The following is a 15,068-nucleotide window of genomic DNA, read 5'->3' on the forward strand; positions in this document are numbered from 1 at the left end:
AATGCCCTAAAAAATGGGAAGTGTAGAAAGAAAACAAAGGCTTAAAGAAGATGTACGCTGCCGGATCCTGGAAGCAGGATGGCAGATCGTGGAAGAGGAAGGGTGGTCCGCCCTCTCCATGCGCCGTATCGCCGACGCTATCGAATACACTGCCCCCATCATCTACGGGCATTTTCAAAGTAAGGACGCACTCCTGCTGGAGTTTACCCGAAAAGGGCACATGCTGCTCAGCGCCAAGGTGAAGGCCGCCCGCGAAGCGCACCACACCCTGGAAGATCAACTGGAAGCCATGTGGCTGGCCTACTGGGACTTCGCTTTTGATCAACCGGCTTACTATAAACTCATGTACGGTGTGGAAATGGGTTGTTGTGAAGCTACGCTCAGCGACTGCCCCTCTTTTGAAATGGCCTCCAAGCAGGTGATGGCTGTGATCGAAGAAATGATCGCCCACAGCAAGCACCCAGACCAGGACGCAGACCGCCGTTTCTACACCTTCTGGGCTATTCTGCACGGACTGATCTCACTGAACCTCGTACAGAAAAAAGTGGAGAACAGCTGCCTCTCTGAGGAATTCAATCGTACTATCCTCAATGACGCCATCAAAGGCATTATCCGGAGCATTAACCAGTAAGATTTACCAAAAACACTGATGTACAAAATGTTATGTTTTTCACCGCCGTTTTGTTCATATTAGGTTAACACTGGTAAATAAACTAACGATGGTAAAATTATCTTGTTTATTGCTTGTTACCCCCAAAAAAAGAACACACATACACACACTATCACTCTCTTAATTTCAATGTTTATGCTTGTGAAGAATCGTACTATTACCAAACCCGCCATCAGCACAGCCGCGCTACTCGCCACAGCCGCCGTACTGTTCTCCATGGCCCTCAGCAGCTGCGGTCATACGAACGCAGAAGGTAACTACCAGCAGCAGACGCCATCCCTGCCGGTATTTGCCATCGCTGCCTCCGATGCTAATACCACCGAAGAATATACCGCCTCCCTGGAAGGCACCCAGAACGTAGAGGTGCGCGCACAGGTAGATGGCTATCTCTCCAAGATCTATGTGGACGAAGGCGCCTACGTAACCAAGGGCCAGCCCCTGTTCAAAATAGACGACCGCAGCTACAGTGAGCAGTATAACAATGCAGGCGCAAACCTGGAAGCCGCAAAGGCCAACGTGGAAAAAGCCCGTATTGAAGTAGACCGCCTCACACCGCTGGTGGCGCACAACGTGATCTCCGAAGTGCAGCTCAAATCTGCACAGGCCATGTACAGCGCCGCAAAAGCACAGCTGGCACAGGCCCAGGCTGCACAAGGCAATGCCGGCATCAGCCTCGGTTACACCACCGTTACTGCACCTGCTTCCGGTTACATCGGTAAGATCCCTTACAAGACCGGTAGCCTGGTAGGCCGCAGCGAACCGCAGCCCCTCACCATGGTATCTGATGTAAGGAATATCTACGCCTATTTCTCCATGAGCGAATCTGCTTTCCTGGAGTTTGTGAACGGGCAGCCCGGCAAGAGCGTGGAAGAAAAACTGAAACAGATCCCGCCGGTAGACCTGATCCTCGCTGATGGCAGCGTATACGCAGAAAAAGGTAAGGTGGAAACCGTAGAAGGCCAGTTTGATAAAGGTACCGGCAGTATCGCCTTCCGCGCTACCTTCCCGAACAAAGATGGCCTGCTGCGCTCCGGCAATACCGGTAAGATCCGCATCACCTCCCACCACAGCGGCAGCATCCTGCTCCCGGAAGAAGCTACCTTTGAGCTGCAGGACAAGATCTTCGTATTCCAGGTAGGCGACAGCAACAAAGTATCCAGCAAACCGATCACGGTAAGTGGCCACAGCGGCAACTATTACCTGGTGTCTAAAGGCCTGGCCGCCGGCGACAAGATCGTGTACACCGGTTTGGATCGTCTCCGTGATGGCGCGGTGATCCAGCCCGAGCTGAAACCACTGGATAGCCTTGTAAGTGGCAAGCCACTCTAATCCATATTTATTTATCAGGTTGTTAAAACATGCGGGGCGCACTGCATCGGCCCAAACCGTGTAAGATGTTACAATGAATCAACAGCATCAAAACACACCATAGCCGAAAGCCTTGCCCGGTAAGGGATGGATGCCTTGCGCGCCACCCGCTGTTTTAGGTACTTATCACGATTTTACTGCACGCCCGTGCGTGGAGCACAGCCCAGCGCATGCCTGGCGAAAAGCACAAATCATCTACAATGCTTAAAAGATTTATTGAAAGACCGGTGTTATCAACGGTCATCTCTATCATACTCACCCTGCTTGGTGTGCTGTCTTTGCTGACACTGCCCATCACGCAGTTTCCCGACATTGCGCCGCCTTGTGTGCAGGTAACTGCCACCTATCCCGGTGCAAACGCGGAAGTAGTGGCCCGCGCCGTGGCTACCCCCATTGAAGAAGCGGTGAACGGGGTGGAGAACATGACCTACATGACCTCCAACTCCAGCAACGACGGTACCATGACGCTGAGCGTGTACTTTAAACTGGGTACCAATCCTGACCTGGCTGCCGTGAACGTGCAGAACCGCGTGTCCCGCGCTACCAGCCAGATCCCCGCTGAAGTAGTGAACGCAGGCATCTCTACCCAGAAGCAGCAGAACAGTATGATCTACGTAATTGGGCTGAAAGGCAATGACTCCACTTTTGATGAGACATTCCTGCAGAACTATGCCAAGATCAACATCGTACCGGACCTGCAACGTATTCCCGGTGTAGGCCAGGCCCAGATCTTTGGTGGTAAAGATTACTCCATGCGTATCTGGCTGAAGCCTGAAAGACTTACTGCCAATAACCTGTCTGCCCAGGATGTACTGAACGCTATCCACGACCAGAACCTGGAAGCAGCTCCCGGCCGTTTTGGCCAGAGCAGCAAGGAAGCGTTTGAGTATGTATTAAAATACAAAGGCAAGCTGAGTAAGAATGCAGATTATGAAAACATTGTGCTGAAGGCAAACCCGGATGGTTCCGTACTGCGCCTGCGCGATGTGGCCCGCGTGGAATTTGGTGCGCTGAGCTATGCGGCCTCAAACCACCTGGATGGCCAGGCTGCTACCGGTATCGCTATCTTCCAGACGGCCGGTTCCAATGCGAATGACATCCTCACCGCTGCCAGCAAGCTGGTAGAAAAAGCTTCCAAAGACTTTCCCAAAGGCATGAGCTACGTGACCATGTACTCTGCCAAGGAATTCCTGGACGCGTCTATTGACCAGGTGGTACATACCCTGCTGGAAGCATTTGTGCTGGTGTTTATCGTGGTGTTCATCTTCCTGCAGGATTTCCGCTCCACGCTCATTCCCGCCATTGCCGTGCCGGTGGCCATTATCGGTACCTTCTTCTTTATGCAGCTGTTTGGTTTTACCATCAACCTGCTGACACTGTTTGCACTCATCCTTGCCATCGGTATCGTGGTGGATGACGCCATCGTGGTAGTGGAAGCGGTGCATGCCAAGATGGAGTCTACCAATTTATCGCCACGTGCCGCTACGCTGTCATCCATGCATGATATTTCCGGCGCTATCATTTCCATCACGCTCGTAATGGCTGCGGTGTTCATCCCTGTTGGCTTCATGAGTGGCCCCGCGGGCGTGTTCTACCGCCAGTTTGCCTTTACCCTGGCTATTTCCATTATCATCTCCGCCATGAACGCGCTTACGCTGAGCCCCGCGCTTTGCGTGCTGTTGCTGAAAAATATCCATGGAGAAGGGGAGCATGGCCATGCAGAAAAGAAAGGCCTTGGCAAGCGGTTCTTTGCCGCTTTCAATACCGGCTTCTCTGCCATGACCAATAAATACCAGCGCAGCCTGCAGTTCCTGTTCCGCCGCAAATGGGTGGGCATTGCCGGCCTGGTGCTGATCACCATCTTCACCGTGTTCCTTATCCGCAGAACGCCTACCGGCTTTATTCCTACAGAAGACCAGGGCTTCATTATCTATTCAATGAGCCTGCCTCCCGGTGCTTCACTGGACCGCTCCCAGACCACATTGGATAAGATCAATGCCATCCTGGAAAAAGAACCTTTCGTGGAAAGGAACTTCTCTGTAGCGGGTATGAATATTATTTCCAACTCTAACAGTTCCAACTACGGTGTGGGCTTTGTACGCCTGAAACACTACCAGGACCGCGGTGCGGTGAAGGATATTAACCAGATCATGGGCATCCTGAATGGTAAGCTGAGCGTGATCAAGGAAGCAGGCATTTTCCTGCTCACCATGCCCACCGTACAAGGTTTTGGTAACACCTCCGGTTTTGAATTCATGTTACAGGACCGTACCGGTTCCGGCAATCTGGAGAAACTGGGTGCCACTGCCTATGGCTTTATCGGTGAGCTGATGAAACGCAAGGAAATTGCCTACGCATTCACCACGTTCAACACCGGCAACCCGCAGTACCAGATAGACGTGAACCAGGAGAAGGCCAAGCAACTGGGCGTGAACGTAGCGGACCTGTTGCAGACGCTCTCCGTATACTATGGTAGCAGCTTTGCGTCCGACTTCAGCCGCTTTGGTAAGTTCTACCGCGTGGTGGTGCAGGCAGATATGGCGTCCCGCGCGGAACCGGAATCACTGAATAATATTTATGTGAAGAACGGCAGCGGCCAGATGGTAATGGCCTCCACGCTGGTAACATTGCGCCGCGTGTATGGTCCTGAAACCATTGCCCGTAATAACCTCTTCACCGCGGTGACCATCAACGGGGTGGCCAAGCCTGGCTACAGCTCCGGTGATGCCATCAAGGCCATCCAGGAAGTGGCAGAACATTCCCTGCCCCGTGGCTATTCCTATGAGTGGACCGGTATGACGCGTGAAGAAATTGGTGCAGGTTCACAAACCAGTATCATCTTCATTCTCTGTATCATCTTTGTGTACTTCCTGCTGGCTGGCCAGTATGAAAGCTACATCCTGCCGCTGGCGGTGATCCTCAGTATTCCCACAGGTCTGATGGGTGTGTTTATCTTCATCGGTATCACCGGTATTGAAAACAATATTTATGTGCAGGTAGGTTTGATCATGCTGGTGGGCCTGTTGGCCAAGAACGCCATCCTGATCGTGGAGTACGCGGTGCAGCGCCGCCAGGCTGGTATGGGCCTCGTGGAAAGTGCGCTGGAAGCGGCCCGCCTGCGTTTGCGGCCTATCCTCATGACTTCCTTTGCCTTCATCGCCGGCCTGTTGCCGTTGCTGCGTGCACAAGGCGCCTCTGCGCTGGGTAACCGTTCCATCGGTACCGGTGCGGTAGGGGGCATGTTCAGCGGGGTAGTACTGGGTGTGTTCATCATCCCTGTACTGTTCGTGATCTTCCAGGCATGGCAGGAGAAGGTAAGTGCCCGCAGACCCAAAGAAATCACCATCACCGACTAATGTATATTCAAGCTAATAGTATGAGAAAATCATTTCCTCTATATACATCGTTACTGCTGCTGACGGTAGGCCTTTGGGCCTGCCGCACCGGCAGGAATTATGTGCAGCCGCCTTTGCCCCTGCCCGCCCAGTTCCAGACGGCCACCGCCGACACGCTGAGCGTGGGAGATAAGCCCTGGCAGCAGTTCTTTACAGACAAGCAGCTGGTAGCGCTCATCGATACCGGCCTGCAAAATAACTATGACCTGCAGCTGGCCATTACCCGCATTGAGGCCGCTGGCGAACAGGTAAAACAGGCCCGCGCCGCCTTTCAACCTACGGTGAATGCGCAGGTGGGTGCTAACATCAACTACGTTTCCAAGAACAGCCTGAATGGCTTCAGCACCAGCCAGTTCCTCAAGAGTGATCACGTGGAGGATTACAGCGCACAAGTAGGGGTGAGCTGGGAAGTAGATGTGTGGGGTAAACTGCGCCGCCAGAAAGAAGCGGCCATTGCCGGCTACCTCCAGACCTACGAAGCGAAGAAGGCGGTGCAAACAAAGCTGGTGGCCGATATTGCCACCGCGTATTACAACCTGCTCATGCTGGATGAACAGCTGGCCATTGCCCACCACAACGTGGAACTGGGCGATAGCATCCTGTCCATCATCCAGCTGCAAAAAACTGCAGGCGATGCCAACCAGCTGGCGGTAGAACAGGCTTACGTACAGCGCCAGGCCGCTGCCGTACTGATCCCGCAACTGGAGCGCGCTATTGCCCTGCAGGAAACCGGCCTTCACATCCTTACCGGTACTTTGCCCGGCCCGGTGTTGACCCGCACAGACCTCCGTTCCGTACCTGTGGAAGACCAGCTGACCGCCGGAGTGCCCGCCGCTATGGTGAGCCGCCGCCCGGATGTGCGCAGCAACGAACTGGCATTGGTGACCGCCAATGCCAATGTAGGCGCGGCACAGGCCAATATGTACCCGGTGCTTAACATCACCGCTTCCGGTGGCACCGATGCATTTAAGGCCAGCAACTGGTTCAATATCCCCAATTCACTGTTCGGCATTGTAGGCGGCACCATTGCGCAGCCCCTGCTGCAGCACCGCCAGTTGAAAACACAATATGAAGTCGCCAAGATCAACCGCGAAGCGGCTGTGATCAGCTTCAAACAGTCCGTGCTCAATGCCGTAGGAGAAGTGTCCAATGCCCTGGCATCCATCGATCACCTGGCCGAGCAGGAGACCATTACCAGCAACCGCATGGATACATTGAAAGTGGCCATCTTCAACGCCAGCCTGCTGTACAAAGCCGGCATGGCGAACTACCTGGAAGTGATCACCGCGCAAAGCAACCTGTTGCAAAGCCAGCTGGACTTCGCGGATATCCGCCGCCAGCGCCTCTCTGCAAACGTAGAGCTGTACCGCGCACTCGGTGGAGGATGGAAGTAGGAATTACCGCAGGTCTTAAGTACCAGGTTTGTAAATAATGAATAGCTAGAATGGATATAGATCAACACGATTGGAACTAGTTGTGTTAGTAAATAGGTTTAAAGACAAAAAGACTGCCGTATAAAGGCAGTCTTTTTTGTTTAATATGCACGGTACCTAAGACCTTAGAAAGGTGATACGTGTGGGTTTATTTTCTTTTATAAAATGAGATAGTGGACACAGCGCCGGGATAATCCCTGATCTCCGTGTCGGTGTAATAACCGCCGGCATCTGCAGCAAAGCAAATGCCCTCGCCCTGGTGCTCATTGCCGGCATAGGGTACGGTTTGCGGGGCCAGTAGCATAGCGTCTGCCAGGCTTTGCGCCGCAGTGCGGGGCCAGTAGAAGATCTGGCCTTTATTGCGCAGCAATATCTCCTTGCCATCCGGCGATACATCTCCGGAGGTGAAAAGGTCAAAGCTGGTTTTCAGCACCGCTTTCAGCGTGATGGTAGCGGTAGTGGACTGCGGGTAGGCTGCCTTATAAATGGTGCTCCTGCCGGTTTGTTTGGAAGCGATGAAAAGGTCCTTTGTGAGCGGGTCTACGAGCAGGGTTTCGGCATTTACTGCGCCGGTCGGATATACCAGCGTGATCTTGTCGATGGTGCTGATATGCACCACCGTGCTGGCACCCGGGGTGGTGATGGAGGGCTCTGCAAAGCGGTAGATGGCCACATTCGTACGCCCGTTAGCGTTATCGCCAATGTCTGCCAGGTAAATATAGCTGGTATTGGCATCCGGGCCGGGGGCCACTTTAATATCTTCCGGGTTACGGGGGCTGATGCCGTCCAGCACCAGTTTGCCCAGGTCTTCGCCTTTGGCATTGGTAAGCGGGATCTCATTGGTACCGTTGGCATCATCATGCACATACAGGACGCCTGCATTCACTTTACTGGCAGCTATGCCGGACAGTTCGTTGTAATCCTGGCGTGCCATGTTACTTACTACCGGTGTGGCTACAAAGGCCTGGTTGGCATCCAGCAGGGTGATGTTGTATCTGGCTTCGGGGATGCTGTCTTCCGTAACGGGTGGGTTAGTGCCGCCGCCGGGTGTGGCGGTGTCCCTGGTGTTCTTGGAGCAGGCCATGCACAGTACCATGGCTAACACCGGCGTGAGTGCGCTTCGTTTCATGCATAAAAATTAAAAGCTAACACAAAGACGTAGGAGTGCCTTTGTGTTAGCATAAAGTAAAGGGTGTACAAATGAATTAGTAAGTGTGCTGGTTACCGGTGTTGTCGGTAGGATAAGCACCCATATCTTTATTCGGCGGCGTTACGTTAGCACCAAATTCGCCACCTACAGGCAGTACTGTCATCGGGAAGCCATATTGCACCAGCAGGGGAGCAGTAGGTTTCATGGGCAGGGCATAGATGCCGGTACCTCCTTTGAATACACCACCACCAATAGCGGGAGAACCAGCTTTCAGGTGGAAGTCAGCACCAGCAGGAATAACGGAGTTACGGTATTCAAAGTTGGCGCTGCGTGCCTTCACGTCGTAGTTCACGAACATGGGATCGTACTTCAGGGAGTCTGCAGCGATGTTGGTACCGTTGTTAGTACCATCAGCCAGGGTAGGGCCATTCACATAACCGTTAAAGTCACCGGGCATTTTCTGGGTGAACTGCAGTGGCTCGATAAAGATCATGTATTGTTCCACCGCAGTGCTCATGGGGGTACCACGGCCAATGCAGGTCAGGTTGTTACCATAAGAAGTGTTCAGGGTATCGCTGGGTTTACCTTTTTCAGATTTGAAAGAGATGCGCAGGCCTGATTTACAGTTTACGATGATGTTGTTGTAGAGGAAGCCGCCGGTGTTGGTTTCTGTGTTAATAGAACCATTGCGGGTGGCCTTGGCCTGGCGGAAGCCGCACTGTACCACGGTATTGTTATAGATATTTACAATGGTGTTCACGCCATTGGAACCGGCGGTTTTCAGACCATTGGTGGCTACGCCGTAGCACAGGTTGTACGCTACATCACCAAACACGTGGCTCTTCAGGTTCATGCCTTCACCACCGGTACCACCCAGCTTGTTGAAGGTGTTACGCATGATGCTCACGTAAGTGTTCTGGCATTTACCGATGCAGTCGTCCTTGCTGCCAAACAGCCAGGAGTCTTCTACGATCAGCTTACTGAAATCAGTGGCACGGTTCATATAGATCGTATACTTCGGATCACCTGCGGTAGCACCGAAATCAGTGGCATTATCACCCCAGGGGCCGCCGGTATATTCAATGTGTGTCCAGCGGAAGATCATCATGTCAGCCTTCGGGCCGCCCTGGAAACCGCCCCAGTAGCCTTTATAGGCGGGATCGCCGGTAGGATCATCTGTAATGGTGCTGTTGGATTTAGGTGTGCTGGGCGTTTCTTCTACGGTAAACCAGTTGGGGTTTTCTTTGGTACCCGCGCTTACCAGGGAGCCCATTACGAAGAAGGTGGGGCTGGTGGCGGCTGTTAAGCCATCGCCCTTGATCAGCACTTTTACACCCGGCTGTACATACAGGGTATCACCTTCATTGATGGTCACATCGGCAGTGATGTGGTAGGTCTTACCAGCCAGCATGGTGCCTTTCAGGGGAATGGCGTGGCCATTGGCGTCCAGCTTGGGCAACACGGTGTCGGAGATCGGCTCGCCGATCACCGTCAGGGGTTTGGAGATATTAACTTTCTCTCCGTTTTTTTTGCAGGAGAACATAGCTACCGAGATCATGGCGAGCATGCCGCCTCTCAGGAAATGTTTGTTCATAATTGTTGCTTTGATAAGAATGAAGGGAAAAGATGTGTGATGCTATTATTGTTTCAAAGTGAAGCGTAAACCCAGTTGATAGGTCTGGCCGTACTGGTCGCGCTGGGCCAGTGTTTTACCTGAAGCAGGATGCTGCAGGGGGACCTCCACGCTGTTGTTGATCGGCTTGTTAACGTCCACTTCGTATTTGGCATTGAGGAGGTTCTGCACTTTTACAAACACGGCAAAGTGTTTCGCAAAGCGTTTTTCTGCAGAGATGTCAAAAAAGTTGGTGGGTTGCTGCCAGTAATCAAACCCATAGTAGGGAGATACCAACACAATGCGCTTGCCGGTGTACTGCCATGCCAGCTGTGCATCCAGGCCGAGTTGCTGGTTCTTGTACAGCAAGGCAGCATTGGCAATGTGTGCGGCCTGCCCCTGCAGGGGACGTGTTTCCGTAACGGGGATCTTTTGGGATATGCCATCAATGATAGCAGAACTGAACTTGCTGTCTGTTACGGAAGAGTGAGTGTAAGTATAGTTAGTTCTCAGGCCAAAATTGCCCAGGTATTTTTCGTATACAAATTCAAAACCATAGTTAGTGGCGTTACCAAAGTTGTTGGGCTGGTAAAAGGTGTTATTGACCATGTTTCCCGTGATGGTAAAGCCATACTCGATAGGATCCTGGATGTTTTTGTAAAAAGCACCTAACAACAGTTGTTCGTTGGCGCGGGGATACCATTCATAGCGCAGGTTCAGGTTCTGGGCCGTACTGTGCTTCAGGTAAGAATTACCTTTCTCCGCAAAGTTGTCACCATCAAAATTATAAGGTACAATGTCAAAGAAGTTGGGGCGGGTGATAGCCGCATAATAGCCGAAACGCACGTTGGTCACCGCGTTCACTGCATATTTCAGGTTCAGGCTCGGTAATACATCACCATAACTGATGTTGCCACTCTTGCCCGCGGAGGTTTCCGGCAGGTTAGTGTCAAAGCTTTGGGTAGTGCTTTCATAGCGCACACCGGCCACGGCTTCCAGTTTCTTTACATTGAATTTCACCATGGCATAACCGGCAGTAATGTCTTCATCCGCGCGGTAATTGTTTGCGCTGCCGTTGCTGCCGGCAGGGTTCGATACAGTCCACCTGAGATTATAGATGTTAGTCCATGCCTGCGTATTGCTGTTCGGGTCCGGGATAGGATCGAGGATGTAGTGGTCGTAGGTATTATCGCGGTGCTTATTACGGTACAGGCCACCTGCAGAGACGGTATATGGAATACTGCGTAGTTTATTGCTGTAAGCCAGGTTGAGATAGCCCGCCAGGTCGCGGTCAGTATTGTGCCACCAGTCACGGTTAAATTTAGCCGCAACAGGCGCGTGGTACACCGGCGTGTTATTGTTGCCATCACCGTAAGTGCCGCCGTCATATTCATATTCCGCCCAGTCAGGGATGTTATTGGTCGCATTAGAATACACCGCTGTCCAGTCCAGGTGCAAATGGGTGGTCAGTTCATGATCACCACGCAGGGAAGTGGTAAGGATGGTCTGCTCCTGGTATTTGGAACGTCCGTAATTCCATACCTGGCCTATGCCGGGGCCTGTGCGGGGCGCCACCATCAGGGAGTCTGTAGTGAGGCGTGCCTGTGCATCCTGCAGGTCTGCATACAATGCCTGCAGGCTTATTTTGTGTTGGTCGTTGAATTTGTAATCGACGTTCGCATTGGCAGCAGAACGGGTGATGTGGGTAGCGTAATCGCGGAAGTAAGCATGCTTGATATACAGCTGGTCACCTTCGTCATACTCGCCCGGCATGAAAATGCTGTGGTAAGATTTATAGGTATTCTGGTAAGAGCCACCCAGCATGATGCCCAGCTTGTCGTTGAGAAAGCGGTTGCCCAGGGAAAGCGTGCCCATGGAGTTGAGTGGTGCTTTGCGGTGGGTATAGTTCAGGTTATCGCGGGTGAAGTCATTGGGCTGCGCCTGGTAAGAGGGCCCTTTTGCCTGGTAGGGAGATTTTTTGTTGATGGCGCTCACGGGAAATGCGTCAAAGCCATTGTCCAGTACATTCTGGCTTACACCGGTAGCGGCGCTGGCATTCACATACAGCTGGTTGGGCGCTTTCTTCATCACCATGTTCACGGTGCCACCTACTGCATCTGCCTCCATGTTAGGCGTAAGCGTTTTAGACACTTCCACTCTTTCTACCAGGTCTGCCGGGAAAAGGTCCAGGGGCACAAAGCGGTTCTTGTTATCCGGGCTGGGGATCTTGATGCCGTTGATCAGCGTATTGTTATAGCGCTGGTCCATACCGCGGATGATAGCATAGCGGCCTTCCCCGCTGCTGCTGCGTTCTACAGACACGCCGGAGATGCGCTGCATCACATTGGCAATGGTAATATCAGGGGAGAGCCGGATGGCCTTGGCAGATATGATGTTCATCGTATTTGGTGCCAGCTGCTCAGATCTTTTAGCGCTGTTTTCTGATTCCCGGTCATAGTTTGCGCCGGTAACCACCACTTCATTCAGGGCGGAAGAAGAAGCCTGTAACGTGAGGCTGATCTTTATATTGTCACGCACGGTGATCACCGTATCCAGCTTCAGGTAGCCTACGTAGCTGCACTGGAAATGATAGGTGCCTGGTTGTATGTTCTCCAGGACAAAAGACCCGTCCAGGCGTGCGCTGGTGCTGCGTTTTAGCTCGGGAATGAAAATGGTGGCGCCTATCATCTGCTCTTTGGTGTGAGCATCAACGATGGTGCCTTTGATAACGTGGTGTGCTTGTTGGCTGAATGCAATACGGGGAATAAGGGAAAGGGTAAGTAAAGACAGAAATCGCAATCGCATTTTTAGGAATTTCGGGCAAAGAAATAAAAAAACGATTGCGGGTTTCAACCCTTCATCCCTTATAACAAAATCGTAATAGTATGGTAAAGATTTGTTAACAGTGGGAACCAGCGGTTCTTCCGGTATACGTGGACGTTAGGAAGGGTGATAAGCCTGTAATCCTTATTGGCACAGTGTTCCAGTGAATCTGTAGGACTTATGAAGGGCCGGTTAACAGTAATTAACAGATATGAACGGCTATAATTATAACAGCAATAAAAAACGCCGCTGGTGTGGCAGCGGCGTTCCGGTTATCGTGGTGCAATGATGCTTTGCAGTCGTTGCCGGTCTCCCCGGAAAGCTACCAGTGCGCCTACATGCAGTGCGGCAAACTTGCGCAGGGCCGGGCTGGGGGCAGCATCGTGATGGTGCTTGCGGTGGCGGAAGTAAAGGGCGATAGCGCCCAGGGTGCGGATAAACCCGGTTACGCTCCACCAGCCCATCACCAGGGTACGGGATAAAGCGCTGCTGGTGGCCTTATCCAGGCATGCAGGACAGGCTACAGTATAGCGGTCTGTGGTGCGGTTAGACAGCAGCATGGCCCTTACCTCGCGGGAAAAGGTGCCATTCAGGGGTTCCCGGCTGGAGCATGCAGGGCATTGCAGGCCTTGCAAGACTTCGCAGAGCTCCGCTATTTCTTCCGGTGTCTGATCCCGGTTCTGGGCTTCCACGCCTTCAAAAATACCGGCGGGCAACTGGCGCCGGTCCACTTCGTAGGCAATCACTTCCACCGCTACCGGCGTAAGGCCACGGGCATTGGTAGTAGTGGTACGGATAAATTCTTCATCACTCATTTTCGCGTAGCGTTCCTTTACTACACTGATATCTACTCGCATACGTCAGTTCAGATTAGCGGCCGGCAAAGTAACCATTTTCGGGCACTTTCCGGGGTAATTACTGTCAAATGACTGCCAGCATATCTGCGTACCGGGGCGCCCAGCCCAGTTCACGCCGGGCTTTATCTGCCAGCAGCCAGCTATTGGACCCAAAGCCGGTATGTGCGCCTTCTGCGCCCCACAGGGCCGTGGCTTCGTCCATGGTTAGCTGGCGTACCGGCGTGGTAAGCCCGCTGCGCCGGCGGATGGTGGCGGCTATTTCGGCCAGGCTGTTCAACCCGTTCTCTGCGTAAAAGAAACTACCGGCCTTTGCCTTTTCCAGGGCCAGTACGTAAAGGTCTGCCAGGTCTTCTATGTGCACATTAGACCAGATATTCCGGCCTTCACCGATCACCACGGACTGGCCCAGCTGGCGCGCCGTGGCGTAGAGCGCGGGCACCTGTATGCTGTCTGTTTTCAGGCCGAGTCCCTGCCCATACACCATGGGCGGGCATATTACAATACTGCGGATGCCGTTTTGCGCCGCGTCCACCACCGCGCGGTCTATGGCCACGCGGCCGGTCTTTTCCAGGATCACGGTGGTGGGCAGGTCTTCCAGCGGGGTTTCCGCGGCAAAGGCGCCGGCGGCTTTATCTGCCACAATACTGGAACCGGATGTCTGGATAAAGGTCTTGCCGGTACGCGCCAGGATGTCCAGTACCAGGGCTATGAAGTAGGGATCATCTGCGGTGGCGGTATTGATAAAGGCATCTGCAGCCTGTAGTTCCCGGCGGAGGAGCGCGGGGTCCTGGATGCTGCCGGTGACGGTTTGAATGCCCATCGCCTGTACCCGGACCGCATCGGCGGGCTGGCGCACCAGGGCCGTTACAGAATAGCCGGCGGCTACCAGTTTTACTGCTACAGAGCCGCCAATGTAACCGGTAACACCAGTGAGGAAAATGTGTTTCATGATAGGTCGCATTAGTCATCCAAAGGTCGTTGCCCGTGCAGGAGCGGCGTTTGTACAGAACTGCGGAAAAGTGGTAAATAAACAGGATGAACGGATTATTCCTGTAAAAATCACGCAATTGGTGTAACTTTAAGTACACCTCCGCGCGTGAATCCACCACCCATATGCATACACCTCCCCATGAAACCAGATGGCCGGTATGGGCCACAGAACCGGTAGTGGTCGTAGATCATGATCCCCATTGGGCTGTACAGGCCATGGAAGAGATCCGCGCCCTGCAGCCATTGCTGCGGCCCTTTGGCAACTCCGGCATCTGGCACGTAGGCAGCACGGCCGTAAAAGGCCTGCGGGCCAAGCCGGTACTGGACCTGGTGGCGCCCATTGAATCACTGGAACGTACGGCTGTCATTACCCGCATGCTGGCGCCGTATCACTGGCACTATGTGCCGTATGAACTGGATCAGCGGCCCTGGCGCCGTTTTTTTATCAAGGTGGAGCAGAACAAACGCATTGCCCACCTGCACCTGGTACTACCCGAAGAAAGGCGCTGGCACGAACAGTTGCGCTTCCGCGACATCCTGCAGGACAACGTATATGTAAGACAGGCCTATGCAGAACTGAAGACCATGCTGGCCGAAGAATACCGCCACGACCGTGACGCCTACACAGCTGCGAAATCTGACTTTATCCGTAGAACATTAAAAGATTATTGAGCGGATTGCAATAAAGCTTACCGGGAATCGTTAAATGTTTCTTAAACACAACTACGATACTATAACGATTTCAAAAACATGGCTACTTTTAGGCCATG

The 15,068-nt window shown here is 52.9% G+C and carries 10 protein-coding genes; 5 read left to right on the top strand and 5 right to left on the bottom strand.

Features of this window, described 5'->3' with window-relative positions; genetic code table 11:
• The first annotated feature begins 13 nt into the window (after positions 1 to 13).
• The 4 genes from DCC81_RS15220 to DCC81_RS15235 all read left to right on the top strand — a co-directional run bounded on the left by DCC81_RS15220 (position 14) and on the right by DCC81_RS15235 (position 6,827).
• On the top strand, positions 14 to 631 hold the full coding sequence (locus DCC81_RS15220; protein ID WP_108687461.1) for a TetR/AcrR family transcriptional regulator: 618 nt from the start codon (positions 14 to 16) through the stop codon (positions 629 to 631).
• Positions 632 to 811: 180 nt separating this feature from the next.
• Positions 812 to 1,999 carry an efflux RND transporter periplasmic adaptor subunit gene (locus DCC81_RS15225; protein ID WP_240612999.1) on the top strand — a complete coding sequence of 396 codons (1,188 nt, stop codon included), beginning with the start codon at positions 812 to 814 and terminating at the stop codon, positions 1,997 to 1,999.
• Positions 2,000 to 2,238: 239 nt separating this feature from the next.
• Positions 2,239 to 5,394, top strand: coding sequence for an efflux RND transporter permease subunit (locus DCC81_RS15230; RefSeq protein ID WP_108688263.1), 3,156 nt, complete (start codon positions 2,239 to 2,241; stop codon positions 5,392 to 5,394).
• Positions 5,395 to 5,414: 20 nt separating this feature from the next.
• A complete protein-coding gene (locus tag DCC81_RS15235; protein ID WP_108687462.1) occupies positions 5,415 to 6,827 on the top strand; it encodes an efflux transporter outer membrane subunit in 1,413 nt (470 codons plus the stop codon).
• Positions 6,828 to 7,014: 187 nt separating this feature from the next.
• Here DCC81_RS15235 and DCC81_RS15240 read toward each other — a convergent pair whose 3' ends face one another.
• From DCC81_RS15240 to DCC81_RS15260, 5 genes are all read right to left on the bottom strand, one after another.
• Positions 7,015 to 7,995 carry a hypothetical protein gene (locus DCC81_RS15240; protein ID WP_108687463.1) on the bottom strand — a complete coding sequence of 327 codons (981 nt, stop codon included), beginning with the start codon at positions 7,993 to 7,995 and terminating at the stop codon, positions 7,015 to 7,017.
• 76 nt (positions 7,996 to 8,071) lie between these two features.
• On the bottom strand, positions 8,072 to 9,610 hold the full coding sequence (locus DCC81_RS15245) for a hypothetical protein (RefSeq protein ID WP_108687464.1): 1,539 nt from the start codon (positions 9,608 to 9,610) through the stop codon (positions 8,072 to 8,074).
• A 45-nt stretch (positions 9,611 to 9,655) separates the two neighbouring features.
• Positions 9,656 to 12,433 (bottom strand): TonB-dependent receptor, encoded by a 2,778-nt coding sequence (locus tag DCC81_RS15250; RefSeq protein WP_108687465.1) that lies wholly within the window; start codon positions 12,431 to 12,433, stop codon positions 9,656 to 9,658.
• 290 nt (positions 12,434 to 12,723) lie between these two features.
• Entirely contained in the window at positions 12,724 to 13,308 is a 585-nt protein-coding gene (locus DCC81_RS15255; protein WP_108687466.1) for a hypothetical protein, read from the bottom strand.
• Between the two features lie 64 nt (positions 13,309 to 13,372).
• Entirely contained in the window at positions 13,373 to 14,257 is an 885-nt protein-coding gene (locus DCC81_RS15260; RefSeq protein ID WP_108687467.1) for an NAD-dependent epimerase/dehydratase family protein, read from the bottom strand.
• Positions 14,258 to 14,421: 164 nt separating this feature from the next.
• Between DCC81_RS15260 and DCC81_RS15265 the strand changes: the two genes are divergently transcribed.
• Complete coding sequence (locus DCC81_RS15265; RefSeq protein WP_108687468.1) at positions 14,422 to 14,970, top strand: GrpB family protein; 549 nt, start codon at positions 14,422 to 14,424, stop codon at positions 14,968 to 14,970.
• Positions 14,971 to 15,068: the final 98 nt, after the last annotated feature.

The organism is Chitinophaga parva, assembly GCF_003071345.1.
Lineage (GTDB): Bacteria > Bacteroidota > Bacteroidia > Chitinophagales > Chitinophagaceae > Chitinophaga > Chitinophaga parva.

Bases quoted from the DNA above. Each gene is read 5' to 3' on its own strand.
- DCC81_RS15250 (WP_108687465.1), bottom strand. From the start codon at position 12,433: ATGCGATTGCGATTTCTGTCTTTACTTACCCTTTCCCTTATTCCCCGT.
- DCC81_RS15230 (WP_108688263.1), top strand. From the start codon at position 2,239: ATGCTTAAAAGATTTATTGAAAGACCGGTGTTATCAACGGTCATCTCT.
- DCC81_RS15255 (WP_108687466.1), bottom strand. From the start codon at position 13,308: ATGCGAGTAGATATCAGTGTAGTAAAGGAACGCTACGCGAAAATGAGT.
- DCC81_RS15220 (WP_108687461.1), top strand. From the start codon at position 14: ATGGGAAGTGTAGAAAGAAAACAAAGGCTTAAAGAAGATGTACGCTGC.
- DCC81_RS15235 (WP_108687462.1), top strand. From the start codon at position 5,415: ATGAGAAAATCATTTCCTCTATATACATCGTTACTGCTGCTGACGGTA.
- DCC81_RS15240 (WP_108687463.1), bottom strand. From the start codon at position 7,995: ATGAAACGAAGCGCACTCACGCCGGTGTTAGCCATGGTACTGTGCATG.
- DCC81_RS15245 (WP_108687464.1), bottom strand. From the start codon at position 9,610: ATGAACAAACATTTCCTGAGAGGCGGCATGCTCGCCATGATCTCGGTA.
- DCC81_RS15265 (WP_108687468.1), top strand. From the start codon at position 14,422: ATGCATACACCTCCCCATGAAACCAGATGGCCGGTATGGGCCACAGAA.
- DCC81_RS15260 (WP_108687467.1), bottom strand. From the start codon at position 14,257: ATGAAACACATTTTCCTCACTGGTGTTACCGGTTACATTGGCGGCTCT.